Below are 26579 nucleotides of genomic sequence, written 5' to 3'. Positions count from 1 at the left end.
TAAGTGACCACAGTCCGGATCCGGCTGACCCGGGACCTCCCCACCTGGCTGATCTACCTTCAACTGGGCACTTTCGCCACTTACCTCTACACCCTGAGCGCCGCCCTCCCCCTCCTCCGCGAGGAGCAGGGGGTCTCCGACTCGGTCGTGGCCCTCCACGGCACCGCGATGGCGGCGGGCACCCTCCTCGCCGGCCCGCTCCTGCCCTGGCTGGCCCGCAGGTACAGCGGACGGGCCGTCGTGTGGATCGGGCTCGCGGGCGTCAACGCCGGCCTGCTGCCGGTCTTCCTGACCTCCTGGCTGCCCGCGACCCTGCTCGGCTACGCCACGGCCAGCCTCTTCGGCTCCGTGGCCCTGTACGCCATGATGGCGGCCCTCCACCGCCACCACGGCCCGGCGGGACCCGCCGCGATCAGCGAGGCCAACGCGGTCGCCGTGCTGTTCGGCATGGGCGGCTCGTACCTGCTGAGCGTGGTGGGGCAGTCGGCGTTCGGCTGGCGGGCGGCGATGTTGTCCACCCCGATCCTCACCGTGGTCCTCGCCCTCACCCTCGGCCGCGTCCACATGGGCGGCCGGAAGAGGCACCCGGCGACCGGCCCAGCCACCAGCCCAGCGACCGGCCCGGTTGCCGGCCCGCCGCCGGGCTGGCGCTTCCACGTCGCCTGCTGGGCGTTCTTCTGCGTGGGGGCGCTGGAGTTCTGCTACAATCTGTGGGCCGCGCGGCTGTTCGCCGACAACACCGGGATGGGCGCGGCCGCCGCCGCGACCGGCCTCACCGCGTTCACGGCCGGTGTGGCCGTGGGACGCTTCGCGGGCGCGCCACTCGCGCTGCGCCTGTCCACCACCACCCTGCTCGTCGGCGCGCTCGGCGTGACCGGCGTCGGCTGGCTGGTGTTCTGGCAGAGCGGCGAACCGCTGCTCGCCTACACGGGCCTCGTGATCAGCGGCATCGGCGTGTCACTGCACTTCCCTCTGGGCCTGGCCGGGGTGATGGCGATCGACCCGGTCCGCGCCCCCTCCGTCGCCCCCGTCTACGGCGGGCTGGCCATGGGCGCGGGACCGTTCGCACTGGGCGCCCTGTCGGACGGGCTCGGCACCAGGACCGCGTTCCTGCTGGTCCCGGTCCTGATCGCGCTGGCCGTCGGCGGCTTCCTCGCAGCGCGGCCCGCCCGATCTCCGAATCCCGCACCGGCAGGCTGATCCACGCGGTGCGGCCGAATCTCGATTCCGGCTTACTCCCCCATCCCCGGCGAGCAGTTCCCCATGGCCTACCCGTCCATCCCGGCGAGCAGTTCCCTCAGCAGTTCCACCACCCCGTCCGGCCCGTCGACCACCACGTCGGCGCTCTCGGCCAGTTCGGTGACCTCGGCCGAGCCGCTGCACACCGTCACCCCCGGCAGCCCGGAGGACCGTACGGCCGCGAACGCGGCGAGGTCGCCGAGATCGTCACCGGCGAACAGCACCGACCGGGCGGCCCGCTCGGCCAGGAACAGCGACAGCGCGTGTCCCTTGTCCATTCCGGGCGGCCGCAGCTCGATCACGAACCGGCCGGGCTCGACGACCAGCCCGGCACGCTCGGCCAGGTCGGCGAGCGGCCCGCGCAGCGTGTCGAACGCCCCCTGCGGGTCGGGGGCGTTCCGCGTGTGCACGGCGACGGCCCGCCCCTTGTCCTCGACGCCCACCCGCTCCATGCCGAGCCGGTCGAGCAGCAGCGGCAGCTCGGCCTGGGCCCTCGGCACCCCGGCGGGAGGCGGCGGGGCGCTCACCGTGCCGCCCTCCCAGCGCTCGAACCCGTAGTGGCCGAGGATCACCAGTCCGGGCACGTCGGCCAGTGCGGGTCCGAGCCCGAGCACGGTCTCGACCGGGCGGCCGGTCACGATGGCGACGGCCCGGACCCTGCGGGCGAGTTCGGCGAGCACCGGCGGGGCGGCCGGATGGATCGCGGCCTTGGCCGGATCGGACACGATCGGCGAGAGTGTGCCGTCGAAGTCGAGTCCGATCACGGCCCCGGACGGGTCTTTCATGATCGTCTGCATGGCGTGGAGATTTCTCACGCGGCTGCCGTACCCACCTTACGGACGGATACCCAACCGGCGTGCGGCTCGATCGCGCCGGCGGGTGGCCCGCAGCCGTCGCAGCCGTTTGACCAGCATCGGATCCTGCTCCAGTGCTTCCGGCCGCTCGATGAGCTCACCGAGCAACTGGTAATAGCGGGTTGCGGAGAACCCGAAGGTCTCCTTGATGGCCTGCTCCTTGGCGCCTGCGTGCCGCCACCACTGGCGTTCGAAGGCGAGGAGCTCGAGTTCACGGGAGGTGAGGGTGGGGTGGGTGTGTCGGGTCGGTTCCTCGGCAGCACTGTCACCGCTGAACGGCGCAGTGTCCATGGTGGTTCCTCCTCAGGGTGCGCGGCCCGACGCCATCGTAATGCGCCAAAGGTCGTTGTTCGGGCGGATCGGCAGACGTACAGTCGCCGAGTGACCCCAGTCATCTCGCTCCTGACCGACTACGGCCTCGAAGACGGGTACGTCGCGGCCTGTCACGGCGTGATCGCCGGTATCGCGCCGCAGGCGCGGGTGATCGACCTGTGCCATCTGGTGCCGTCCGGCGACGTACGGCGCGGCGCCGCCATCTTCGCCCAGACGGTCCCCTACCTCCCGCCCGGCGTCCACGTCGGCGCCGTGGACCCCGGCGCCGGGGGCGCCAGGCGGGCCGTGGCGATCTCGGCGGGCGGGCGCACCTTCATCGGCCCCGACAACGGGCTGCTGTCGTGGGCGGTGCACGCCTGCGGCGGCGCGCAGGCGGCCTACGAGATCACCAACCAGCACCTGTTCCTGCGGCCGGTGTCGCCGACCTTCCACGGGCGCGACGTCTTCGCCCCGGTCGCCGGGCGGCTGTCCACCGGCACGGAGCTCGCGGAGCTGGGGCCGGAACTGCCGCTCGACCGGCTGGTGTCGCTGCCCCCGCCGACCTCGGTGCTGCGCGAGGGCTCGGTCGAGGGCGAGGTGATCTCCGTCGACAGGTACGGCAACACCCAGTTGTCCGTCTCGGCCGAGGACCTGGCCTCGCTGGGTGTGCGGGTGGGCGACACGCTGGGCGTCTGGCTGGGGCGGCGGCAGCTCGCGCTGCCGTACCGGGAGACCTACGCGGCGGTGCCGCCCGGCGAGCTGGTGGCCTTCGCGGACTCCGCCGGGCTGATCGCCATCGCCGTGAACTCGGGCGACGCCTCGCAGCGGCTGGGGCTGCCGCCGGGGGCGCTGGTACGGCTCACTCCGTCGCCCTGACCAGGGGGCGTCACCGCACGTGTCGGCCTGTTTACCGAAGCGTCTGAATCTTCGGGCACCCGCGTGCCAGAATTCACGGCAGATCGGCGTCCCTCCTCCCCCTCCGAGGCTGACGTGCCCATACTGTCCGTGATTTCGTCGTCGCCCGGCGGGCTCCGCCAGGCCGTCCCGTCCCGGGTGTACACCCGGTGAGGCGGTGCGTGTCCGGGCTGCTGGCCGTGTGCGCCGCCGCCGTACTCATCGTCACCGTCCCCGCCGGAGGCTGCGAGAAGGCCGGCGCGCTCGCGCGCGGGCGCCACTGGCAGCTCACGGCGCTGCGCGCGCCCGAGGCGTGGAAACACAGCCGGGGCGAGAGCGCGCTGGTCGCGGTGCTCGACACCGGGGTCGACGCCCGCCATCCCGACCTTCTCGGCGCCGTGATCGGCGGGCCCGACCTGACCGGCGTGCCGGGTCCGAAGGGCCGCCACGGCACCGCGATGGCCAGCCTCATCGCCGGGCGCGGCCACGGCGGACGCCACGGTGTGGTCGGTGTGGCGCCCGCCGCCCGCGTGCTGTCGGTCCGGGTCACGCTGGAGAGCGACGACCCCCGGCGCACCCGGCCCCGCACGGGCGGGCGCGACGCGCTGGCCAAGGGCATCAGGTACGCCGCCGACCAGGGCGCGGACGTCATCAGCATGTCGCTGGGCGCGGGCTCGTGGAAGGGCTCCGCCGCCGAGGCGGCGGCGGTGCGTTATGCGATCGGCAAGGGCGCGGTGCTGGTGGCCTCGGTGGGCAACGACGGCGACGACGTCGAGACCAGGCACTTCCCCGCCGCCTATCCCGGGGTGATCGCGGTGGGCGCGGTCGACCGGCGGCTGAACGTGCCCCGCTTCTCCAGCCGCCAGGACTACCTGTCGGTGGTGGCGCCCGGCACCGGGATCGTCGGCGCCGACGGGCCGGAGGCGTACGTGATCGGCGACGGCACCAGTTCGGCCGCCGCCATCGTCGCGGGGGTCGCGGCGCTGATCAGGTCGGCCCATCCGGGGCTGCCGCCGTCACAGGTGCGGGCGGCGATCGAGAGCGGCACCAGACACCGGCCCGCCGACGGCCACAGCCGCGCCTACGGGCACGGGGTGGTCGACGCGGCCCTGGCGCTGCGCGAGGCCGCACGCCTGGCCAGGCCGGCGCCCGCCGCAGCCGGGCCGCGTCGCTCCGGGCTGCGGCTCACAGTGGTGCTGGGGCTGATCGGGCTGGTCGTGGTGATGTCGATGCGGGTGCTCGTGAAGCGACGGCGCCCCTACCAAGCGCTTGTGTAATACTCGGTGCATGAAGCTGGCGATCGAGGGCTGGTTCACCATCGACGACGACGGCACCCATCTGCTCGGCAGCCGCTGCGCGGGCTGCGGCACGATGGCCTTCCCCCCGCTGCCCGGCCCCTGCGCCGACCCGCGCTGCCCGAGCGAGGCCCAGGAGCGGGTACGGCTGCCGCGACGAGGCCGGGTGTGGTCCTACACCGACGCCCGGTATCCGCCGCCCGCGCCGTACGTGGCGGCCGAGCCGTACACACCGGTGACGCTCGCGGCCGTCGAACTGGCGGAGGCGGGCCTGGTCGTCCTCGGCCAGGTCCAGGGCCTCGGCACCGCCGACCTGCACGTCGGCATGGAACTCGAACTCACCCACGGCCCCCTCGCCGACGGGCCGCTCGTGTGGATGTGGCGGGCCGTACGATGAGCGTCGTGGTGCTCGGAGCGGGCATGCACCCGTGGGGCAAATGGGGCAGACCCTTCATCGAGTACGGCGTCGCCGCCGCCCGCGACGCCCTCGCCGACGCCGGGGTCGCCTGGACCGACGTCGACTACGTGGCCGGCGCGGACACGATCAGGAACGGCTACCCGGGCTTCGTCGCCGGCGCCGCGTTCGCACGGGCGCTCGGCTGGAGCGGCGCCCGCGTCGCTTCCTGCTACGCCGCCTGCGCCTCCGGCGCCCACGCCATCGACCTGGCCCGCACCAGGATCCTCGCGGGGCTGAGCGAGCTGGCCCTGGTCGTCGGCGCCGACACGACCCCCAAGGGCTTCTTCAGCCCCCTCGGCGGCGAGCGCGCCGACGACCCGGACTGGCTGCGCTTCCGCCTGCTCGGCGCCACCAACCCCGCCTACTTCGCGCTCTACGCACGCAGGCGCATGGCGCTGCACGGCGAGAGTCCCGCCGACTTCGCCGCCGTGAAGGTCAAGAACGCGGCCGCGGGCGCGCTCAACCCGATGGCCCGCTACCGCAGGGCCGTCACGGCCGCCGAAGTGCTGGCCTCGCCCATGGTCGCCGACCCGCTGCGCCTGATGGACGTCTGCGCCACCTCCGACGGCGGCGCCGCCCTCGTGCTGGCCTCCGAGACGTACGCGCGGCGCCTGGGCGTCACCCGCCCGGTGCGGATCACGGCCGTCTCGACTGTGACCCCCGTCTACCCGAACGCCGTCCTGGAGCTGCCCGACTTCGCCACCGACTCCACGCTCACCGCGCCTGTGCCCGAGCGCCCCTTCCGGGCCGCCATCGCGCACGCCGCCTACGAGGAGGCGGGCCTGGGGCCCGCCGACCTGTCGCTGGCCGAGGTCTACGACCTGTCCACGGCACTGGAACTGGACTGGACCGAGGACCTCGGCCTGTGCCCGCCCGGCGAGGCGGCCGGGCTCCTGCGGGCCGGCGAGACCGCGCTCGGCGGCCGGATCCCGGTCAACCCGTCCGGCGGCCTGGCCTCCTTCGGCGAGGCCGTCCCCGCCCAGGCCATCGCCCAGGTGTGCGAGCTGACCTGGCAATTACGCGGCACGGCGGGCGAGCGCCAGGTCGAAGGCGCCCGCGTCGGCCTCGCGGCCAACCAGGGCCTGTTCGGCCACGGCTCGGCCGTCATCGCCGTGAAATGAATCAGGACCCCCGAAGAGCGGGGGCCCTGATCTCGTCCTCAGACGTGTTCTCAGACGTGTTCTCAGACGTGGACGACGTCGTGCGCCTCGGCGAAGTGGCACGCGCTGGCGTGATCGACGCCTTCCCTGACCTGCAGCAGCGGCTCCTCCTCCGAGCAGATCGGCTGCGCCTTCCAGCACCGAGTGCGGAAGCGGCAGCCCGACGGCGGGTTCGCCGGCGAGGGCGGGTCGCCCTGCAGGATGATCCGCTCACGCAGTTCCCGGCCCTCGGGGTCGGGAACCGGCACCGCCGACAGCAGCGCCTGCGTGTACGGGTGCGCGGGCCGGTCGTAGATCTCGGTGTCCTTGCCGAGTTCCACCATCTTGCCCAGGTACATCACGCCGACCCGGTCGGAGATGTGGCGGACCACCGACAGGTCGTGCGCGATGAAGATGTAGGCCAGGTCGAACTCGTTCTGCAGCCGCTCCAGCAGGTTGATGACCTGCGCCTGGATCGACACGTCGAGCGCGGACACCGGCTCGTCGCAGACGATGATCTCCGGCTGCAGCGCCAGGCCCCTGGCGATGCCGATGCGCTGGCGCTGGCCGCCGGAGAACTGGTGCGGATACCTGTTGATGTGGTCGGGGTTGAGACCCACCACCTCCAGCAGCTCCTGCACCTTCTTGCGCCGGTCCCCCTTCGGGGCGACGTCGGTGTGGATGTCGTACGGCTCGCCGATGATGTCGCCGACGGTCATCCGGGGGTTCAGCGAGGTGTAGGGGTCCTGCATCACCATCTGGATGTTGCGGCGCATCCGCTTGAGCTCGCCGCCCCTGGCCTGCGCGATCTCCCGCCCCTTGATCTTCACCGAGCCGGAGGTCGGCCGCTCCAGCGCCATGAGCACCTTCGCCAGCGTGGACTTGCCGCAGCCGGACTCGCCCACGATGCCGAGCGTCTCGCCTCTGTGCAGGTCGAAGGAGACCCCGTCGACCGCCTTGATGGCGCCGATCTGCTTCTTGATGACGATGCCCTGGGTCAGAGGGAAGTGCTTGACCAGGTCACGTACTTCGAGGATCCGCTCACTCGTTCCCGCCATCGAGGACCTCCCTCCAGTAGTGGCACGCGCTGCTGCGCGCGCCGCCGATGACGTGCAGCTGGGGGGAGTCGCTCACGCAGTCGTCCTGCCGGTACGGGCACCGGGGATGGAACGCACACCCGCTCGGCATGTCGAGCAGGTTGGGCGGCATCCCCTTGATCGCGTACAGCTCCTGGCCCTTGAGGTCGACCCGGGGGATCGACTCCAGCAGCCCCTTGGTGTAGGGGTGGGCCGGGTTCCGGTAGATCTCGTGAACGGGGGCGTTCTCGACGATGCGGCCGCCGTACATGACCGAGATCTTGTCCGCGACGTCGGCGACGACGCCGAGGTCATGGGTGATCAGGATCAGTCCCATGTTGCTCTCGCGCTGGAGTTCGCCGAGCAGTTCCATGATCTGGGCCTGGACGGTCACGTCGAGCGCGGTGGTCGGCTCGTCGGCGATCAGCACCTCGGGGTCCAGCGCGATCGACATCGCGATCATGATGCGCTGGCGCATGCCCCCGGAGAACTGGTGGGGGTAGTCGTTGACGCGCTGCTTGGCGGCCGGGATGCGGACCCGGTCCATCAGCTCGACGGCCTTGGCCATCGCGTCGCGCTTGGACATGCCCCGGTGCACCTGGAACATCTCGCTGATCTGCCAGCCCACGGTGAAGACCGGGTTGAGCGCGGACAGCGCGTCCTGGAAGACCATCGCGATGCGCTGGCCGCGCACCTTCGACCGGTCGTGGTCGGACAGCTTGAGCAGGTCGGTGCCCCGGAACCGGATCCGGCCCTCGGGGATGACCGCGGGCGGCATGTCCAGGATGCCCATGATCGCCTGCGCGGTCACGGACTTGCCGGAGCCGGACTCGCCCAGCACGGCGAGGGTCTCGCCGGGGTTGAGCGTGTAGTTCACGCCGTTGACGGCGCGGACCACGCCGGCTCTGGTGTGGAACTCGACGTGCAGGTCCTCGACCGCCAGCAGCGGTGTGTCGCCCAGCCCTCCCTCGGCAGGCAACACGTCGGCGGTTGTCTTCTTCACAGGTCCCCCTTACCTGAGCTTCGGGTCGAGCGCGTCGCGTACGGCGTCGCCCAGCATGATGAAGGCGAGCACGGTGACACACAGGAACACCGCGGGGAAGAAGAGCGGCAACGGCGCATCGAGGAACCTGTTGCGCGCGTCGGAGATCATCAGTCCCCAGGAGATGTCCGGCGAGGTCACACCGACGCCGAGGAACGACAACGCGGCCTCCGCCGCGATGAACACGCCGAGGTTGATCGTCGCGATGACGATCACGGGGGCCAGCGCGTTCGGCAGCAGGTGCCTGAACATGATCCGCGAGGAGCTCGCGCCCAGTGCCTTGGCCGCCACCACGAAGTCCTGCGACTTGGCCGTGATGACCGCCGCTCTCATGATGCGGAAAGCCATTGGCCAACCGAGCACCGTGAGTGCGATGATGACCAGGGTGATGCTGCTGAGCGCTCCGCCGCGGAAGGTGGCCGAGATCAGCAGGGCGCCCAGGATGCTGGGGATCGCGAAGAAGATCTCGGTGAACCGCGAGGAGATCGTGTCGGTCCAGCCGCCGAAGTAACCGGCGATCAGCCCCAGCAGACCGCCGATCAACGCGGTGGCCAGCGAGGTCGTGATGCCGATCAGCAGCGAGTTCTTGGCACCGTAGATCGACCTGGCGTACAGGTCGCAGCCGAGGTTGTCGCGGCCGAACGGATGGCTCGCGCTCGGTCCCTGCCTGGCGGTGGCCAGTTCGCAGGTGCGCGCGTCCATCGGGTCGATCGAGGTGAACAACGACGGCCACAGCGCCATGACCACCAGCACGGTGATGATGATCGCCGAGATGATGAAGATCGGCCTGCGCCGAAGGTCGCGCCAGGCGTCCGTCCAGAGACTGGCGGGCTTCGACTCCTTCGGCTTCCCCTGGGTCGCCGGAGGCGGGCTCGGCCGCTCGGCCGGGATGGTGGGTGTCGGCGTTTCACTCATAGCGGATCCTCGGGTCGAGCACTGCGTACATCAGGTCCACGACCAAGTTGGCCAGGATGTAGATCAGCACAAGAACGGTCACGATACCCACGACAACCGGCTGTTCTCGCAGATACACGGACTTGAAGAGCTGTTCCCCGATGCCGGGCAGGTTGAAGATCGTCTCGGTGATCACCGCTCCGCCCATGAGGTTGCCGAGGTCGGCGCCGAGATAGGTGACGAGCGGGATCAGCGCGTTGCGCAGTGCGTGCCTGCCGATGACCCGGCTTCTGGGCAGGCCCTTGGCGGTCGCCGTACGGATGAAGTCCGCTCTCATGGTCTCCACCAGGCTGGTCCTGGTCAACCGGGTGAGATAGGCGATCGAGACCCCGGCGAGCACGAATCCCGGCAGCAGGTAGCTGCGGAAGCCGTTGGTGATGCCCGCGATGGGGAAGATGTCCAGGCCCGTCCATTGTTTGATCTTCACGCCGAGGACCAACTGCAGCACGAAGCCGGTGACCAGGGTGGGCACCGAGATCAGCAGCAGGGTCGAGGCCAGGATCGCGGTGTCCGCGGCCTTGCCACGACGCAGCGCCGCCCACATGCCGAGGCCGACGCCGATGATGGCCTCGAAGACCAGTGCGGTGAGCGCCAGGTTCAGCGTCACCTGGAACTTGCCGGCCATGATCTGGCTGACAGGGACGTTGGCGAACGTGACGCCGAAGTCGCCCCGGAAGAACACACCGCTGATGTAGTACCAGTACTGCACCAGCAGGGGATCGTTCAGATGGTATTGCTCGCGAAGGATGCCAATGATCGCAGGGTCTTGCCGCTTCTCGCCCGCCAGCGCCGCGATGGGGTCTCCAGGCAGCGCGAACACGATGGCGAAGATGAGCAGAGTCGAGCCGAGGAGAACGGGTATCGACTGGAGAAGACGCCTGATGACATATCGGCCCATTTAAGCCTCCCGTACATGCCAAGAAGGCAGTCCCTCGAACCGTGAAGGTACTGGCCCAAGTGAACTGCCTCCGAGGCTGGCCATCAAGGGACGGACGGCGTGGCGCCCGTCCCTTGCATCAACGTCAGGCCTTCTCGACCGAAGCCCACTCAACCTGGTTCAGCAGGTTGATCTTGACGTTCTTGACCTTGGTGGAGGCGGCGGAGTTGTTCCGGTAGAAGTACACCGGGATGTACGGCATGTCCTTGATCAGGATGTCGACGGCCTCCTGGTAGCGCTTCAGGCCCTCCTCGGGAGTGGGGGCCTGGTCGCCCTTGGCGAGCAGGTCGTCGAACTCCTTGTTGCTGTAACCGCCGTAGTTGGAGCCCGTCTTGGCAGCGTCCGTGTGGAAGATCGGGGTCAGGTAGTTCTCGGCGGCCGGGTAGTCGATCGCCCAGCCCAGGCGGAACAGACCCTTGTACTTCTTGGCGTCCAGGTCGTCGAGGATGTTGGCGAACTTCTCGAACGGCTTGGGCGTGACCTCGACACCGAGGTTGGCGCGCAAGTTGTTGGCGACGGCCTCGATCCACTCCTTGTGGCCGCCGTCGGCGTTGTAGCCGAGCTCGATCGTCTTCGGGCCGCCGGCCTTCTCGTAGAGGCTCTTGGCCTCAGCCGGGTTGTAGGCGCACGCGGTGCAGGCGCCCTGGCGGTAACCGTCGATGGCCGGGTTGATGAAGTCGTCGGCCGGGGCACGGGTGCCGGAGAAGACCGTCTCCGCGATGGTCTTGCGGTCGATCGCCATCGAGATGGCCTTGCGGACGTCCGCGTTCTGGAACTCGGGGTTGTACTTCAGGGGGTAGCCGATGTAGCCGATACCGGCGTCCGGCTGGTCCTGGTACCGCTCGCCGAGGCTGGCCTTGGCGGTCGCGATCGCCGAGGCGGGCAGGGAGTCGTGGATGTCCAGGTTGTCGGCCTGAAGGTCCTGGAAGGCGGTCTCCGAGCTGGTGTAGATCTTGAACTGCAGCTTGGTCCAGTTCTTCGGCTTGGTGCCGGGGTACTTGTCGTACACCGACATGTCGATGACCTGGTCGGTGCCCTTCTTGTAGGGCTTGTCCATCTTGAACAGACCCTGACCGATCGGGTTCTCACCGAACTCGGCGGTGACCTTGCCGTCGGCGCCGAAGGCGGCCTTGGGCATCGGGTAGAAGGCCGTGTAGCCCAGCATGGTCTTGAACTGCGAGAACGGCGCCGCCAGCGTGACCTTGAAGGTCGTGTCGTCGACGACCTCAAGCCCCTTCATGGCCTTGGTGGCGACCGTCTTGCCCTCGCCCGGGGCCAGGTCCTTGTAGCCGTCGATGCGGCCGAAGAAGTAGCCCGCGCCCTGCGCGTTGTCCTGGTTGGCCGCGTAGTTCCACGCGTCCACATAGTTCTGGGCCGTCACAGGCTCGCCGTTGTGCCAGGTGTAGCCCGGCTTCAGCTTGATCGTCCACACCGTGTTGTCGGTGCTCTCGATCGACTGCGCGGCCGCCTCGACCGGCTTCTTGCTCTCGTCGTAGTTGACGAGCGGCTCGAAGAGGGCAGCGAGCACCTCGGAGCCCTCGGTCTCGGTGGTGTCGGTGGAGATCAGCCCCTTCTGCGGCTCACCGACTTCCATGCGGACCGGCGTGTCGCCGCCACCCGCGGCGTTGCCGCCACTTTGCTCCGTGGCACCGCCGCCACACGCGGCAACCGCGAGGGCCAGCAGCGCGGTACCGGCGACGATCTGTGCGCCCTTAGTAACACGCATTGTAAGAACTTTCCTCCCTCTACCAGGTGGGCGTTGGTGTCGACCCGCGCCATGGAGAGCAGCCCGACGGGGGCTTTGTGGTCCACCCCCGGGTTCGGCCGACACGGTCAACCCATCCGACGCCCTGCCAGTCGATCGCGACTATCCCTCACTACTTGCCACCAGCGAGTCTCTGGCGCGTTGCAGTTCGGTCACACGTGCGCCTATCCCACGTCACAGACATATGCCATATAGCACGCAAGCCACCATAAAGCACGCACAACAGGACACGCCCAGACGTGAACAGTTGAGTAAAAATACCCCTCCAGCAGGTGTGCTCAATCCCGCCAGCTGGGGTGTTCCGCCGGAAGATCAGTATTTGATCCACTCTTGGGGCGGTACGGGAACCGGGAAGCCCGGGAAACCCGTCCAACCGCACGCGGCGAAGTGCCGTGACAGGTACCCGAACGAGCCGGATCCAATAGAGTCCTTGCCATGAGCCAGCCGGAATCCGCGGTCGCGGACGCCCAGGCGGGCGGCCGAAGCGGGCAGGAGCCGCTGGCCAAGCTCGCCCAGAGATACGGGCTTCGCCGTGCCATCGCACGGCCGAGGTTCCATGTCTACCTGCGTCAGCTCTGGGAGCGGCGCCACTTCATGATGACGTACGCGACCTCGCGCAACGTCTCGAAGTACTCGAGTTCCGCCCTGGGTCAGCTCTGGCAGGTGCTGACCCCGCTGCTCAACGCCGGCATCTACTTCGTGATGTTCGGCCTCATCCTCGGCGGCGCCAACGGCATCGACAACTACCCGGTCTTCCTGCTCACCGGGATGTTCGTCTTCACCTACACCCAGCGGTCGGTGACGGCGGGCGCCAAGTCGATCTCGGGCAACCTCTCGCTGATCCGCGCGTTGCACTTCCCGCGCGCGGCGCTGCCCCTGGCCTACACGATCCAGGAACTCCAGCAGCTGGCGATCTCGATGGGCGTGCTCCTGCTGATCGTCGTCTGGAGCGAGCCCCCCACCCTCATGTGGCTGCTCATCCCCGTGGTCCTCGTGCTCCAGACGATGTTCAACGTCGGCGCCAGCCTGGTGATGGCCCGTGTCGGCGCCTCCATGCGCGACATGAACCAGCTCCTGCCGTTCATCATGCGCACCTGGCTGTACGCCTCCGGCGTCTTCTTCTCCATCCAGGGCAAGGTCGTCGACGGCGCCGACATGCCAGAGTGGGTGGCGCAGGTGATGTACCTCAACCCGGCGGCCTCGTTCATCGAGGTGATGCGCGACATCCTCATAGCGGGCCACACTCCCCCGACGTGGGCGATGGCGAGTTGCGTATTCTGGGCAGTGTTCGCACTCGGTTTCGGCTTCTGGTACTTCTGGCGGGCCGAGGAGAGGTACGGGCGTGGCTGAGCTGACGGAGGAGTTGTCACAGGTGAAGGGCGAGGAGCCCGGCGTCAGAGACGTCAGGGTGCACCCCAACCCGGAGCCCACCGGCCACAAGCCGATGGACGCCCCCACGGGCACTCCGACCGTCGTGGTCGACGACCTGCACATCGTCTACCGCGTCTACGCGGCCGCCTCCGACCACGAGAAGGGCAACGCGGTCAGCGCGCTGATGCGCATGCTCAAGCGCCAGGGCCGGCCGCAGATGAAGGAGGTCCACGCCGTCAAGGGCGTCTCCTTCGTCGCCTACCACGGCGACGCCATCGGCATCGTGGGCCGCAACGGCTCGGGCAAGTCCACGCTGCTGCGCGCCATCGCCGGACTGCTGCCGCCGCACGCCGGCGCCGTCTACACCGACGGCCAGCCCTCGCTGCTGGGCGTCAACGCCGCGCTCATGCGTGAGCTCACCGGCGAGCGCAACATCATCCTCGGCTGCTACGCCATGGGCATGACCCCGGCGGAGGTCAAGGCGAAGTACGAGGAGATCGTCGACTTCTCCGGCATCGACGAGTTCGTGCAGCTGCCGATGTCCACCTACTCCTCCGGCATGGGCGCCCGCCTGCGCTTCGCCATCTCCTCCGCCAAGACCCACGACGTGCTTCTCATCGACGAGGCCCTGGCGACGGGCGACCGCGAGTTCCGCAAGAAGAGCCAGGAGCGCATCAAGCAGATCCGCCAGTCGGCCGGCACCGTCTTCCTGGTCTCCCACGACCACAAGGTCATCGAGGAGACCTGCAACCGGGTCATCTGGCTGCACAAGGGCAAGATCAAGATGGACGGCGACCCCAAAGAGGTCATGCCCGCGTACCACAAGGGCTGATCTCCGATAAGGATGGGGACCGTACGAACCCATCCCATCGGAGGTAGACCATGCCGGCGTGGCCACCCATCCCCTACGACTTCCTGCCCGAGGTTCCCGCGCTCGCCGTCGAGAGCGACGACGTACGCGACGGTGAGCGGCTGCCCGAGGCCCAGGTGTTCGACGACTGGGGCATGACGGGCGGCAACATCTCCCCCCACCTGCGCTGGTCCGGCGCCCCCGAGGGCACCCGCAGCTTCGCGGTCACGTGCTTCGACCCCGACGCCCCCACGGGCAGCGGCTTCTGGCACTGGCTGCTGTACGACCTGCCCTCCGACCTCACGGAACTTCCGGCGGACGCCGGAAGCGCCGACGCCAAGCTGGGCACGCACGCCCGCAACGACTTCGGCTCACTCGCCTACGGCGGCGCCGCCCCGCCTCCCGGCCGGCCGCACCGCTACCTGTTCGCCGTGCACGCGCTCGGCGTCGAGTCGCTGGGCCTCGGCCCCGACACCTCCGCGGCCGTCGTGGGCTTCAACATCACCGCGAACACGCTGGCCAGAGGCTTCATCGCACCCGTCTACGAAACCTGACCCCACCGGCCCCGATCAGCTGACACCGCCTTCCGGATTCCGATAGAATCCGAACACAGATTCGATCCTTTCGAATCTCCGAGAGCGACTGATCGAATGGGGGCTCGCGATGCGAGAGCTGTCGACCGCGATCGACCATCTGGCCGTCGAAGACCCGGCCGAGGTCCCCCGAGCCCAGCTGGCCGAGCAACTCATCGAACTGCACTGGCAGATGGCGAGGCTCCAGGCTCAGATAGCCCGCCGCACCGCCGTACGCGTGTTCTGAGGCCGCGCGCAGTGAGCCCCCTCATCCAAGGGGGCTCCGCCCTCGCGTGGCCTCAAGCCGACAATCTGGCGTCTGTGACCACACTCTCGAACGGGAACCTGTCGGCGAAGGCCGGCCGCAGGTCCGTCAGCCACACGGCGTCCGGATCGTAGTGCGCGAAGAACGGCCTGCCGACGAGCGCGGGTTCGCGAGCCTGGATCAGGTGCAGCACGAACACCCGCTGCCCCGCGATCTCGGTGACACCGTCCACGCAGACCTTGCCGGGGGTGGCCGACATGGAGGGCCCGCGCACGGTGCGGCAGAGCCCGGAAACGGTGGCATAGGCGTCGCGGAAGATCTCGTAGGCCTCGCCCAGCGGCACCGCGAAGTAGTCCTGCGGCCCGGTGTCCCGCTCGACGAACATGTAGTACGGGATCATCCCCATCCGCAGCTGACGGCGCCACATCCCTGACCAGATCTCGGGGTCGTCGTTGATCGACCGGATCAGGGGTGCCTGGGTCCGGATCGTCACTCCGGTGGCGAGGATCCGTTCGACCGCCGTCTCCACGAGCGCGGGCTCCAACTCGCGCGGGTGTGAGAAGTGGGCCATGAAGGCGAGGTTCTTGCCGGCCGCCACGGCGCGCTCGAACAACCGCAGTGTGTCCTCGGCGTCGGGGTCGGTGGTGAAGCGCTGCGGCCAGTAGGCCAGCGACTTGGTGCCGATGCGGATCGACTCCAGCTGCTCGACCTCCAGCAGCGGCTCGATGTAGCGCTTGAGCACCGGCTCACCCATGATCATGGGGTCGCCGCCGGTCACCAGGACGCTCGTGACCTCCGGGTGCTGGCCCAGGTAGGACACCAGTTGATCGATGTCGTCCGAGGCGAACTTCAGGTCGGCGTCGCCGACGAACTGGGCCCAGCGGAAGCAGTACGTGCAGTAGGCGTGACAGGTCTGCCCCTGTTTGGGGAAGAACAGCACGGTCTCGGGATACTTGTGTTGCATGCCGGGCACGGGCTCTCGCCCGATGCGGGGCACGTTGAGCTCCATCTGGCCCGCGGGGTGCGGATTGAGACGTGCGCGGACCTTGTTGGCCTCCACGTTGATCTCTGCGGTCGGTGCCTCGGCCTTGAGCAGGTCGGCCAGCCTGGCCACGTCCGTTGCCGGAAGCATGTCCTGCTGCGGGAAGACGAGGCGGTATATGGGATCGTCGGGCGCGGCCGACCAGTCGATGAGTTCATCCACCACATAGGCGTTGGTCCGGAAGGGCAGCACCGTGGCCACGGCTCGCACCCTGAGACGCTCCTGCTCGTCGAGCCCTGCTCGTTGCAGCAGCTCGTCGAGGTGCTTGGACGTGTACGCCCGGAAGCGTCGCGTTCCTGCCTGGTTCAAGATCACTAGGCCTTTCCCATCTTTTTTGTTCGATCGGGTGTAAACCTCTCGACCTAGTCGTGCGTCTAGGTTTCTTATACCCGGACGCGTAGCAGGCCGCTTCTGGTTCCACTGGGGCCCAAGTTTCTCTGCCGCCTGGTGGCCTCTCGCGACATATCGCGAATAGACATACACTCCAATCCGTGAACGACGATCCCGTTCTGCGCGCCTCCGACGCCGACCGTGACAGGACCGCCGCGGTACTGGCAGAGGCGTTGGCAACAGGAAGACTCACCAGCGTCGAGCACGCCGACCGGCTGGAAGCCGCGTATACCGCCAAGACGGTCGGCGAACTCGTCCCCTTGACGCACGACCTGCCCGATACGGACATCACTAATCTCCCGAATCCGGTCGAAACCCAACGCGTGACCGCCCCGTTCAGCAAAGTCATCAAAAGGGGCCGGTGGATCGCCTCCCGGCACACCACCCTGTCCGCGATGTGCGGGGCCCTGATCATCGACCTGTCGCAGGCCGTACTGCCCGGCCGCGAGATCACCCTCGACGTCACCGCGCACTTCAGCAAACTGCTCATCAGGGTGCCGGACAACGCCCGGGTGATCGACGAGGTCGGCGCGATGTTCGCCAAACGCCAGGTGTCCGGCGGCTCAGGTGACGACGGCCCCGTCATCCGCGTGACCGGCAGGGTCGCCTTCGGCAAGGTGATCGTCGCCCGAGGCGACCCCACGTAGGGACGCCCCTCACGCAGGGAACCCCCGTGTTGGGACACCTCGCGTGTTGGGGACGCCTCGCGTTGGGGACACCTCGCGTGTTGGGGACGCCTCGCGTTGGGGACACCTCGCGTGTTGGGGACGCCTCGCGTTGGGGACGCCTCAGAGTCCAGGTGTACGGCTCAGCGCCCCGCCCGGGGTTCCTGAGCCGTGGCCCTCCGTGCGCCCGCCACAGCCCCGAGGGTTGCGTCCACGGACGTGACCCGCCCCGGACGCCGGCCACGCTTCACAGGGCGCTCCCGAAACCCCCGCCCGCACTCACTCTGCACACCCCCGACCCTCCAGCCACCCTCACACCGCACACCCCCGACCCCCAGCCACCCTCACACCGCGCAGTTCCGAAACCCCGCCCGTCCTCATTTCACGGCCGCCGTGCTTGTGAACAGGTCGAACTCGTACACCACTCCCGTGGACGCGCCCCTTGCCGCTCTCACTCCGCGTAGCTCCGACACCCCGCCCGCCTCACATTGCGCAGCCTGAAACCCCGCCCGCCCTCACCCCGCCTGCCCTCACACCGCGTAGCCCCGAAATCCGGCCGTGCTCACACCATGTAGCCCGGGGCGGCCGATCGCGCTCACACCGTGTGACCGCCGGGTGTCTGCCATCAGTCGGTGAGACAGGGACCGAACGGGCCTCGCGTACAGGGCAGTGTCCGCACCTCTCTACGATGCGAGTTGGGGTGAGAGTTGTCCGACAAGCCGATCGCACTGGACGCCATGGGTGGCGACCACGCGCCGCACGAGGTCGTGGCGGGCGCGGTGCACGCCGTCCGCGAGCGTGGACTGTCCGTGGTCCTCGTCGGCCCGCCAAGGGTGCTGTACGAGGCCCTGGAGGACCACCGGGCCACCAAGGAGGTCCCGATCGTCCGGGCCGACGAGGCCCTGGCGATGGACGAGGGCGCGCTGGCGAGCCTGCGCCGCCCCCGCTCCAGCATCGCGATCGCCTGCCACCTGGTACGGCAGGGCAACGCCTCGGCCGCCGTCTCCGCAGGCTCCACGGCCGGCATCGTGGCCACCGGCCGCCTCCGGCTCAAGGGGCTGCCCGGCGTGCTCCGTCCGGCCATCGCCGTGGCGCTGCCCACGCTCCCCAAGCCCACCCTGCTCCTGGACGCCGGAGCCAACGCCGACGCAAAACCCGAAATGCTTGTGCAGTTCGCCCACCTCGGTGCCGCCTACGCCGAGACCGCCTTCAGCATCGGCAAACCCCGCGTCGGCCTGCTCACCATCGGCGGCGAGGCGGAGAAGGGCAACAAGCTCACCCGCCGCGCCCACGAACTCCTGACCGCCTCCCCCGCCCTGCACTTCGTCGGCAACGTCGAAGGCCACGACCTGCTGACCGGCCTCGCTGACGTGATCGTCACCGACGGCTTCACCGGCAACGTGGCGCTGAAGACGATGGAGGGCGCGGTCCAGTACGCCTTCACCGAACTCAGGAACACCGTCAACGCGCACCGCGCCGCCCGCCTCGGCGCCCTCATGCAGCGCGGCGCCCTGCGCGACCTCCAGCGCCGCCTCGACTCCGAGGCCCACGGCGGAGCCGTGCTTCTCGGGCTCACCGGCACGGTCGTCATCGCCCACGGCTCCTCCAGGGCGGCGGGCATCAGCGCGGCCTGCCAGCTCGCCGCCGACCTTGAGAAGGGCGGCGTGGTGACCAGAATCGGCGAACGCGTGGCCTCCACCCACCGCACCCACCGCCTGTGGTGACACCCGGAACCACCCTCCGCACCCACCACCTGTGATGACGAACCACCCCCACCCGAGGCGACACCCGAAACCCACCCCCACAGCAAACGAACCTCACCCATCACGCGCCCGAACCAACCCTCCACACCCACCACCCGTGGTGACGAACCACCCCCACCCGAGGCGACACCCGGAACCACCCCACAGCAAACGAACCTCACTCACCACGCGCCCGACCCAACCCTCCACCCGTGGTGAAACCCGGAATCCACCCACCGCACCCACCCACCTGCGGCAACGCACTCCCCTACCACGCCCACCAGTCAAAGGTCACACCCAGAGCCGTCCACCGCCCCCACCCCCTTGACGACGAACTCCGCCCATCGCCCTTGTGACACCCGGCCGCTGACCAGGGTCACCCCGGCCTGCGCCGACCCGACGTCATCCACAACGGCCACACCTCCCGCCCAGGTTTTCCACAGCCTCCGCCACCTCCCACCCGGCGAAGGCCCCGGCCCCTAATGTTGAGCCCGGGTCCACGAACATCGGAGGGTCGCGTGGAAGGGCTCACCTCGGCGCAGGTCGCCGCCGCACCGCGCAACCTCGCCCCGCGCCGCACCAGCAGATCGTTGTGGGCCATCGTGCGGGCCAACGTCTTCACCCTGTTCAACCTGGTCATCGCCGTCCTATGGGCACTGATCATGATCTTCGGCGAATGGCAGAACGGCCTGTTCGGCCTTGTCATCGTCTTCAACGCCCTCATCGGCATCGTCCAGGAGCTCCGCGCGAAGACCACACTCGACAAACTCGCCGTGGTCAACGAGGCTCCCGTACGCGTTCGCAGAGACGGCGCAGATCAGGAGATACCCCCGCGCGAGGTAGTGCTGGGCGACCTCATCCTCCTCGGCCCCGGCGACCGACTGCTGGTCGACGGCGAGGTCGTCGCCTCAGAGAGCCTGGAGATCGACGAGTCACTCCTGACCGGCGAAGCCGACCCGGTCCACAAGCAGCCCGGCGACAAGGTCCTGTCCGGCAGCTTCGTCGTCGCCGGGTCCGGTGCGTTCACCGCCACGGCAGTCGGCGCCGACGCCTACGCCGCCCGCCTCACCGAGGAGGCCAGCAAGTTCGGCCTCGCCCGCTCCGAACTCCGCGACGGCATCACCCGGTTCATCCGCTACATCACACTCCTGGTCATCCCCGTCGGCGCGCTGCTCACCTGGAGCCAGATCCGCACCCAGAACGACTTCGGCACCGCGATCACCGGCGCGGTCGCGGGCATCGTCACCATGATCCCCGAGGGCCTGGTGCTGATGACCTCGATCGCCTTCGCCGTCGGCGTCGTACGGCTCGGCCGCCGCAAGGTCCTCGTCCAGGAGCTGCCCGCCATCGAGGGCCTGGCCCGCGTCGACGTTCTCTGCCTCGACAAGACCGGCACTCTGACGGCGGGCGGCATGGACCTCGACGAGGTCATCCCGCTCCGCGACGGCGAACCCGTGGGCGACGCGCTCGCCGCCCTCGCCGGCAGCGACTCCCGGCCCAACCCGACCGCCCAGGCCATCAAGGCCCGCCACCCCCATCCGCCCGACGACTGGACCGCCACCGACACGGTGCCGTTCTCCTCAGCCAGGAAATGGAGCGGCGCGGCGTTCGGCGACCACGGAACGTGGGTCCTCGGCGCCCCCGACGTCCTGCTGCCGCCGGAAGCCGACGGCTACGCGCGCTCGGCCGCCCTCGCCACGACGGGCGCCCGCGTCCTCGCGCTGTGCCGCGCCGACGGCTTCGACGACCCCCGCCCCGACCCCGTCGCGCTGGTCACGCTGAAGCAGCGCCTGCGCCCGGACGCCAAGGAGACCCTCGCCTACTTCGCCAGGCAGAACGTCACCGTCAAGGTCATCTCCGGCGACAACCCGACCGCCGTCTCCGCCATCGCCCTCAGCCTCGGCATCCCCGGCGGCGACCGCGCCATCGACGCGCGCACCCTGCCGGAGGACCCGGCAGAGCTGGGCGAGATCCTCGACGGCCACACGGTCTTCGGCCGCGTCACCCCCGCGCAGAAGCGCGCATTCGTCGGCGCCCTCCAAGCACGCGGGCACACCGTCGCCATGACCGGAGACGGCGTCAACGACGTCCTCGCGCTCAAGGACGCCGACCTGGGCATCGCCATGGGCGCGGGCAGTCCGGCCACCAAGGCCGTCGCCCAGGTGGTGCTGCTCGACAACCGGTTCGCCACCATGCCCACCGTCGTCGCCGAAGGCCGCAGGGTGCTCGCCAACATCGAGCGGGTCTCCAACCTCTTCCTCACCAAGACCTTCTACGCGATCGTGCTGTCGCTGCTCGTCGGCGTGCTCGGGCTGACGTTCCCGTTCGAGCCCCGGCACTCGACGCTGGTCAACGCCCTCACCATCGGCATCCCGGCCTTCTTCCTGGCGCTCGCGCCGACCGACGAGCGGTCCAGGCCGGGGTTCGTGCCGAGGGTGCTGCGCTTCGCCGTACCGGCTGGGGTGATCTGCGCGGCAGCGGTGTTCCTCTCGTTCTGGGCGGCGCGCACCGGCAGTTCCACGCTCGTCCAGGACCGCACCACCGCCGTGATCACGCTCTTCCTCACGACCTGGTGGGTGCTGGTCCTGGTCGCCAGGCCCCTGCTGTGGTGGAAGACCGTGCTCGTCGCCACCATGCTCGGACTGTTCACGCTCACCTTCGCCCTCCCGCTGACCAGGTGGTTCTTCGCCCTCGAACCAGGTGATCCGGGCAACGACCTGGTCGCCCTCGGGGTCTCCGTCGCGGCCGCCGCGCTCATCAGCCTGGCGGTCAAGGTCACCGGTACCCTAAGGACATGACCGACCCGCAGAAAGTGCTCACCGAGCGCGTCCAGCAGGCGCTGGGCAACGCGTTCGGGCCTGAGTACACCGACGCAGACCCGCTGATCCGGCCCTCCCAGTTCGCCGACTTCCAGGCGAACGTCGCGATGAGCCTGAGCAAGCGCCTGCGACGGGCCCCGAGGGAGGTCGCGGAAGCCATCGCCGCCGAACTGTCCGACTTCCCGGGCACGGTCGAGGTCAGCGGCCCCGGCTTCCTCAACATCGCACTCGACTCCGGGTGGATCGCGGGAGAGGCGTCCGGGCTGCTCGCCGACCCGCGCGTCGGCGTCGGCCACACCACGCCGCCGCAACGCGTGGTGATCGACTACTCCGCACCCAACGCGGCCAAGGAGATGCACGTCGGCCATCTGCGCACCACGATCGTGGGCGACGCCATGGCCCGCACGCTCGAACACCTCGGCAACACGGTCATCCGGCAGAACCACCTCGGCGACTGGGGCACCCCGTTCGGCATGCTCATCGAGCACCTGCTCGACATCGGCGAGGACGCCGCAGTCGCACAGCTCGAAGCCGGCGAGGGCACCGAGTACTACCAGGATGCGCGACGGAAGTTCGACGGCGACGAGACGTTCAAGACCCGCTCGCGCGCCCGGGTGCGGACCCTTCAGTCCGGCGACGCCGAGACACTGCGGCTGTGGCACGTCTTCATGGACGCCACCGTGCGCTACTTCAACAAGATCTACGACATGCTCGGCGTCACCCTCACCGACACCGACATCGCGGGCGAGAGCATGTACAACCCGCTGCTCGAAAAGACCTGCGACGACCTGGAGAACCTGGGCGTCGCCGTCCTGAGCGAGGGCGCGCTGTGCGTCTTCCCGCCCGGTTTCACCGGCTCCGACGACAAGCCGCTGCCGCTCATCATCAGGAAGAGCGACGGCGGCTACGGCTACGCCTCCACCGATATGGCCGCCGTCCGCTACCGGGTCGAGGACCTCAAGGCCGACCGCATGCTGTACGTCGTGGGCGCCGACCAGGCCCTGCACTTCCGCATGGTCTTCGCGGCCGCCAAGCAGGCCGGCTGGCTGCCGGAGTCCGTCTCCGCCGAGCACGTCCAGATCGGCATGATGCTCGGCAAGGACGGCAAGCGCTTCAAGACCCGCTCCGGCGAGTCCGTCAAGCTGATGGACCTCCTCCAGGAGGCCGTCGACCGCTCCTCGGCCGTCATCGAGGACCGGGGCTACGACGAGACCACCAGGTCGGAGATCGCCCACGCCGTCGGCATGGGCGCGGTCAAGTACGCCGACCTGTCGGTCAGCCACGACAGCGAGTACGTCTTCGACTTCGACCGTATGCTCGGCTTCACCGGCAATACCGGCCCGTACATGCAGTACGCCACGGCGCGGATTCGCTCGATCTTCCGCAAGGGTGGCATCGACGCCGCAGACGTGAGCGGGTCCATCACGCTCGGCGCCGACGCCGAACGCGCCCTGGCCCTCCACCTGCTGAGCTTCGGCACTCTGGTCGAACTGGTCGCCGAGCAGGTCGAACCGCACCGGCTGTGCGCCTACCTGTTTGAGACCGCCAGCCTGTTCAGCACCTTCTACGAGCAGTGCCCGGTGCTGAAGGACGGCGTCGCCGCGGAGACCCGCGCCTCCCGGCTGGCATTGTGCGCGCTCACCCTGCGGGTACTGGAAACCGGGCTCGACCTCCTCGGTGTCCCAGTGCCTGACCGCATGTAAGACATGTCTGATAGGGCGCGCCTCCGCCCGGTTGGCGCGCCCCCCGGCTAGGCTTTACGCGGTCATGAATCAGCGGCGGATATTGGGGGAGTTCTCTGCCTTGAGCACGGATCTGACCGCAAGCCCCCCTACCTCGGATGAGCTTCACCGCTACGCCGAAGCGTTGCTGGCTCACCTGGCAGCCGACGGCTCGGCGCCGCCGACCCCGCCCGAGTTCGGCGACATCTCCGGCTACTGGCTGCCGCCCGCCGTCCTCGCGCTGGTGGCGATCCTCTCCGGCGACGACCCGATGGAGCATCTCAGCCTCGCCGCAGGACGCGACCAGCAGAAGACCGCGTTGTTCCTCTGCCTCGCCCTGGCCGTCGCCGGCCACGGCGACCGCATCCACGCGTCCTGGCTCGGCACCGCGTTTGGCGACCTGTCCCTCGAACAGCCTGTCGCACACGGGCAGCGCGCCCTGTGGCTGGCCGCCGCCCGAGGCGCCTTCGGCCCCGCCGGCAAGATCTTCGTACTGCGCAAGCTCGACGCACCCGCAGTACCCGCGCACGCCGACCCGCGTGAGTGGGTGCAGGCGCTGGCGCCGGGCGAACCGTCCGTGGTCGTGCCGGCCTCGCTCGTCGACTTCCCCGAGATGGCCGAGATCCCCGAACTCGCCCGCCCCGCTCAGGCCGCCGCTCGCATGACCCGGCTGCGCGCCCGGTGCGCCGAGATCACCTCGGCGCGGCAGGCCGATCAGGAGTCCTCCGCACCGCTCACCAACCAGTCCGCCACGCCCGCCGCCACGTGGGCGGAGGACGAGCCCATCGCCGTACTTCGCACCCAGATCGGTCTCGGCGGTCCTGAAGGACCCAGGGGCTCGTTGACGGCGCATCTGCTCGACGATCTGCGCCCCGGCGCCGACCCGCATCTCGCCGCGATCGCCTTGCACGTCGCGGCCCCGATCCTGCGCGCGTACGCCGATGAGCTCGAAGCCGACACCCGCCTCATGCCGCCGGGAACCGTGGACGTGGCGCTGCTCGGGCATCGCATCGTGCTTCACCCGGAGGGGCCGGACACCGAGTCGCTGGCGGCGGCCGAACATCAGATCGCGGCCACGGGCGCCAAGGCCCGCCGGATGCCCGTCGTCGCCGGCCTGCTGCTGCTAGTCGGTGTCGTCGCGGTGGTCTGCGCGTTCCTTGTCACAGGTTGGCTCGCCGTGCTGGGCGTGGCCGGGCTCGGCCTCAGTGGCTGGCTGCTCTGGCAGCGCCGCAGGGCTCTCGAAGCGGACAATCGCTACATCACCGCACAGGTGAGCGAGCTGCGTGAGCTCGCCGACGGCGCGGTCTGGGCGCTCCACGCGTACGCGCGTGAAGCGGAGGCCCGCGCCACCCAGGCCGCGGAAGACTCAGCCGACCTCAACCGGCTGATCCGCCGCGGACCCAGAGCCGCCTAGGGCGGCTCTTACGTGGTCTCGATCTCCACATGCGCCGGTGCGAGCAGGAACACGCGGTCGGCGATCCGCTCGATCCGCCCCTCACACCCGTAGGCGAGGCCAGCGGCGAAGTCGACCATCCGCGTCGCCTCGGGCATGGGCATGCCCGTGACGTCCATGATGACGGTCTGCCCTTCACGGAAGTGCTGGCCGATCATCGGTGCGTCGTTGTACTTCAGCGGCTGCACCATCACGATCCGCGACGACTCGACGGTGGCACGCCACCGCTTCGCCGCCCGCTCGGCCGCGGGAAGGTACTCGTCCTCGTAGTGCTCGTCGTCGAAGGGCTCGTCGTAAGGCTCGACTCCGCCCAGGCCAAGGTAGCTCACCACCTTGCGCACTGCCCCCATCGGTATGTCCTTTCCTCAGGAACTCACCGCAATCGGCACGTCCCTACACATTGGACGGTAACCGACGATTCCCGGTTCGCCATGCGACACGCCCAGCACATATTCCATTTTGTGCGGCTAGCATCCTGGTTGCAGCTGGATTTACGCGCGGTCTATAGCATCCAAACCAACTCTGTCTACGACCGCCTTCGGCGCCCCGGCAGAGGGGCCGGCAACGGCCCAGGTCAGCCCACTGAAGACCGCATTCCCGCAGGTCATTTCACTGCCCTCACCCCGCGACCTCCCTCGCCACCCCACCACCCGCAACCGGCCTCAGGTCTCCGCAATTCAAGCCGGCCGACGGATTCCGCAATGTGCATCGCATCACAGATATCAAGATCACAATGCGCTTTCCTCCGAAGGGGGCATCCGCTCCCACCCTCGAATCCCAAGATCCCTCTCCCGCCGGAGACGCCCTTCCTGCGGAGCCCCCTCCTCCGGCGAACCTTCCAATCGACAGCCGCCGTGGAACCCACCGAACCCATCGCGAACGCGGAGGGCCCCAGCCGCCCGATGAGCGCGGAGGGCCCCAGCCCACCCGATGAACATGGAAGGACCCACGTCCCCGATGAAGGCAGAAGTGCCCACCCACCCGTTACGGCGAAGCCGCCCCCACCGCCACCCGCCGACCCATGCCGTCGGCCTCCATCACGCCCCTCCCCACACCCCGCACCCATCTCAACGACTCCTCCCTAGCCCCTGGGAAGGGAACCCACAAAGGCCCAGGCACCGAGACAACACTACGAGCCACCACTGACATATCCGCTGAGGAATACCCATCCGCACCCTGCGCATAGAGAAAAACGCGCCCACCCCTCCCCTACAAAGGACGAGCTGCTCCACGACAGCCCACACAACGCCAGAAGCCCTCCCGCCTCAGCCGACCTCAACCCCTAAAGCCTCCGCCTGAAGCCCTCGCTCAAAGCCTGAAGCCCTCATCGCAGCACCCGACCGACACAAGCCGTCGAAGACCCCTCTCCGCGAATGTCGGCGACACCCGAAGCCCGATACCCACCCCTTAAAGCGAACAAGGCCACCCCTCAGCAGGGAGTGGCCTCAGCCGACTACCGGAAGCGGCCTCCAACAGGAGAGTGGCCGCATTCGATGCATGTGAGAGAGCCCCACACCTCGTATGAAAGCCCTCATCACGAGGGGCCATGAAGATGAAACACCCTATGAGCCACCAAGAAGTTAACCGCTGCCCCACACCAGCGGCCTCCAGCAACCACCGATCCGCACAGGCGGCCCCCAACACACCCCCCAAACCGACCGCACAGCCCAAGCCCAAGCCCAAGCCCAAGCCCAAGCCCAAGCCCCCAACAACGAACCCCACACA

The 26579-nt window shown here is 69.0% G+C and carries 24 protein-coding genes; 14 read left to right on the top strand and 10 right to left on the bottom strand.

Annotated elements, in window-relative coordinates:
- Positions 1 to 3 precede the first annotated feature (3 nt).
- A complete protein-coding gene (locus ABD120_RS30800) occupies positions 4 to 1200 on the top strand; it encodes an MFS transporter (RefSeq protein WP_343953696.1) in 1197 nt (398 codons plus the stop codon).
- A gap of 68 nt (positions 1201 to 1268) precedes the next feature.
- Here ABD120_RS30800 and otsB read toward each other — a convergent pair whose 3' ends face one another.
- The gene (otsB, locus tag ABD120_RS30795) at positions 1269 to 2054 is read right to left on the bottom strand and encodes a trehalose-phosphatase (RefSeq protein ID WP_343953695.1); all 786 of its coding nucleotides are present in this window, start codon (positions 2052 to 2054) and stop codon (positions 1269 to 1271) included.
- Between the two features lie 18 nt (positions 2055 to 2072).
- On the bottom strand, positions 2073 to 2384 hold the full coding sequence (locus ABD120_RS30790) for a DUF3263 domain-containing protein (protein WP_343953694.1): 312 nt from the start codon (positions 2382 to 2384) through the stop codon (positions 2073 to 2075).
- Positions 2385 to 2474: 90 nt separating this feature from the next.
- Between ABD120_RS30790 and ABD120_RS30785 the strand changes: the two genes are divergently transcribed.
- The 4 genes from ABD120_RS30785 (at position 2475) to ABD120_RS30770 (ending at position 6172) form a co-directional block, all read left to right on the top strand.
- Positions 2475 to 3281 carry an SAM hydrolase/SAM-dependent halogenase family protein gene (locus tag ABD120_RS30785; RefSeq protein WP_343953693.1) on the top strand — a complete coding sequence of 269 codons (807 nt, stop codon included), beginning with the start codon at positions 2475 to 2477 and terminating at the stop codon, positions 3279 to 3281.
- Positions 3282 to 3481: 200 nt separating this feature from the next.
- Complete coding sequence (locus ABD120_RS30780; RefSeq protein WP_343953692.1) at positions 3482 to 4576, top strand: S8 family serine peptidase; 1095 nt, start codon at positions 3482 to 3484, stop codon at positions 4574 to 4576.
- Positions 4577 to 4586: 10 nt separating this feature from the next.
- On the top strand, positions 4587 to 4991 hold the full coding sequence (locus ABD120_RS30775; protein WP_343953691.1) for a Zn-ribbon domain-containing OB-fold protein: 405 nt from the start codon (positions 4587 to 4589) through the stop codon (positions 4989 to 4991).
- Positions 4988 to 6172 (top strand): lipid-transfer protein, encoded by a 1185-nt coding sequence (locus ABD120_RS30770; protein WP_343953690.1) that lies wholly within the window; start codon positions 4988 to 4990, stop codon positions 6170 to 6172. The genes ABD120_RS30775 and ABD120_RS30770 overlap by 4 nt, the downstream gene beginning before the upstream one ends.
- A 62-nt stretch (positions 6173 to 6234) precedes the next feature.
- Here ABD120_RS30770 and ABD120_RS30765 read toward each other — a convergent pair whose 3' ends face one another.
- The 5 genes from ABD120_RS30765 to ABD120_RS30745 form a co-directional block, all read right to left on the bottom strand.
- The gene (locus ABD120_RS30765) at positions 6235 to 7248 is read right to left on the bottom strand and encodes an ABC transporter ATP-binding protein (protein WP_343953689.1); all 1014 of its coding nucleotides are present in this window, start codon (positions 7246 to 7248) and stop codon (positions 6235 to 6237) included.
- Positions 7232 to 8269 carry an ABC transporter ATP-binding protein gene (locus tag ABD120_RS30760; protein ID WP_343953688.1) on the bottom strand — a complete coding sequence of 346 codons (1038 nt, stop codon included), beginning with the start codon at positions 8267 to 8269 and terminating at the stop codon, positions 7232 to 7234. Before ABD120_RS30760 ends, ABD120_RS30765 begins: the two co-directional genes overlap by 17 nt.
- Before the next feature lie 9 nt (positions 8270 to 8278).
- Positions 8279 to 9223 carry an ABC transporter permease gene (locus tag ABD120_RS30755; protein ID WP_343953687.1) on the bottom strand — a complete coding sequence of 315 codons (945 nt, stop codon included), beginning with the start codon at positions 9221 to 9223 and terminating at the stop codon, positions 8279 to 8281.
- Positions 9216 to 10160, bottom strand: coding sequence for an ABC transporter permease (locus ABD120_RS30750; protein WP_343953685.1), 945 nt, complete (start codon positions 10158 to 10160; stop codon positions 9216 to 9218). Before ABD120_RS30750 ends, ABD120_RS30755 begins: the two co-directional genes overlap by 8 nt.
- Positions 10161 to 10284: 124 nt before the next feature.
- On the bottom strand, positions 10285 to 11925 hold the full coding sequence (locus ABD120_RS30745) for a peptide ABC transporter substrate-binding protein (RefSeq protein WP_343953684.1): 1641 nt from the start codon (positions 11923 to 11925) through the stop codon (positions 10285 to 10287).
- A 474-nt stretch (positions 11926 to 12399) separates the two neighbouring features.
- On the opposite strand from ABD120_RS30745, the gene ABD120_RS30740 reads away from it, so the two are divergent.
- The 4 genes from ABD120_RS30740 (at position 12400) to ABD120_RS30725 (ending at position 15004) form a co-directional block, all read left to right on the top strand.
- On the top strand, positions 12400 to 13314 hold the full coding sequence (locus tag ABD120_RS30740) for an ABC transporter permease (protein ID WP_343953683.1): 915 nt from the start codon (positions 12400 to 12402) through the stop codon (positions 13312 to 13314).
- A complete protein-coding gene (locus tag ABD120_RS30735) occupies positions 13307 to 14167 on the top strand; it encodes an ABC transporter ATP-binding protein (RefSeq protein WP_343953682.1) in 861 nt (286 codons plus the stop codon). The genes ABD120_RS30740 and ABD120_RS30735 overlap by 8 nt, the downstream gene beginning before the upstream one ends.
- A 50-nt stretch (positions 14168 to 14217) precedes the next feature.
- Positions 14218 to 14739: a YbhB/YbcL family Raf kinase inhibitor-like protein gene (locus ABD120_RS30730; RefSeq protein WP_343953681.1), complete on the top strand. Its 522-nt coding sequence runs from the start codon at positions 14218 to 14220 to the stop codon at positions 14737 to 14739.
- Positions 14740 to 14848: 109 nt separating this feature from the next.
- On the top strand, positions 14849 to 15004 hold the full coding sequence (locus ABD120_RS30725) for a hypothetical protein (protein ID WP_343953680.1): 156 nt from the start codon (positions 14849 to 14851) through the stop codon (positions 15002 to 15004).
- 52 nt (positions 15005 to 15056) lie between these two features.
- On the opposite strand, the gene ABD120_RS30720 is transcribed toward ABD120_RS30725, so the two are convergent.
- Positions 15057 to 16379 (bottom strand): KamA family radical SAM protein, encoded by a 1323-nt coding sequence (locus tag ABD120_RS30720; RefSeq protein ID WP_343953679.1) that lies wholly within the window; start codon positions 16377 to 16379, stop codon positions 15057 to 15059.
- Between the two features lie 176 nt (positions 16380 to 16555).
- On the opposite strand from ABD120_RS30720, the gene ABD120_RS30715 reads away from it, so the two are divergent.
- Together ABD120_RS30715 and plsX are read left to right on the top strand one after the other, a co-directional pair.
- The gene (locus tag ABD120_RS30715; RefSeq protein WP_343953677.1) at positions 16556 to 17101 is read left to right on the top strand and encodes a DUF1707 SHOCT-like domain-containing protein; all 546 of its coding nucleotides are present in this window, start codon (positions 16556 to 16558) and stop codon (positions 17099 to 17101) included.
- Between the two features lie 725 nt (positions 17102 to 17826).
- On the top strand, positions 17827 to 18843 hold the full coding sequence (plsX, locus tag ABD120_RS30710; RefSeq protein WP_343953676.1) for a phosphate acyltransferase PlsX: 1017 nt from the start codon (positions 17827 to 17829) through the stop codon (positions 18841 to 18843).
- 302 nt (positions 18844 to 19145) lie between these two features.
- On the opposite strand, the gene ABD120_RS30705 is transcribed toward plsX, so the two are convergent.
- The gene (locus tag ABD120_RS30705; protein WP_343953675.1) at positions 19146 to 19271 is read right to left on the bottom strand and encodes a hypothetical protein; all 126 of its coding nucleotides are present in this window, start codon (positions 19269 to 19271) and stop codon (positions 19146 to 19148) included.
- A 108-nt stretch (positions 19272 to 19379) separates the two neighbouring features.
- On the opposite strand from ABD120_RS30705, the gene ABD120_RS30700 reads away from it, so the two are divergent.
- From ABD120_RS30700 to ABD120_RS30690, 3 genes are all read left to right on the top strand, one after another.
- Positions 19380 to 21659 (top strand): HAD-IC family P-type ATPase, encoded by a 2280-nt coding sequence (locus ABD120_RS30700; RefSeq protein WP_343953673.1) that lies wholly within the window; start codon positions 19380 to 19382, stop codon positions 21657 to 21659.
- A complete protein-coding gene (gene argS, locus ABD120_RS30695) occupies positions 21656 to 23383 on the top strand; it encodes an arginine--tRNA ligase (protein WP_343953672.1) in 1728 nt (575 codons plus the stop codon). Before ABD120_RS30700 ends, argS begins: the two co-directional genes overlap by 4 nt.
- Positions 23384 to 23546: 163 nt before the next feature.
- On the top strand, positions 23547 to 24815 hold the full coding sequence (locus ABD120_RS30690) for a hypothetical protein (RefSeq protein WP_343953671.1): 1269 nt from the start codon (positions 23547 to 23549) through the stop codon (positions 24813 to 24815).
- An 8-nt stretch (positions 24816 to 24823) separates the two neighbouring features.
- On the opposite strand, the gene ABD120_RS30685 is transcribed toward ABD120_RS30690, so the two are convergent.
- Positions 24824 to 25204, bottom strand: a complete 381-nt coding sequence (locus tag ABD120_RS30685; protein ID WP_343953670.1) for a cell division protein SepF — start codon at positions 25202 to 25204, stop codon at positions 24824 to 24826.
- Positions 25205 to 26579: the final 1375 nt, after the last annotated feature.

The organism is Nonomuraea longicatena, assembly GCF_039525605.1.
Taxonomy (GTDB): Bacteria; Actinomycetota; Actinomycetes; order Streptosporangiales; family Streptosporangiaceae; genus Nonomuraea; species Nonomuraea longicatena.
Note: the sequence above shows the minus strand (reverse complement) of the source record. Positions and strands in the feature narration are given on the sequence as shown.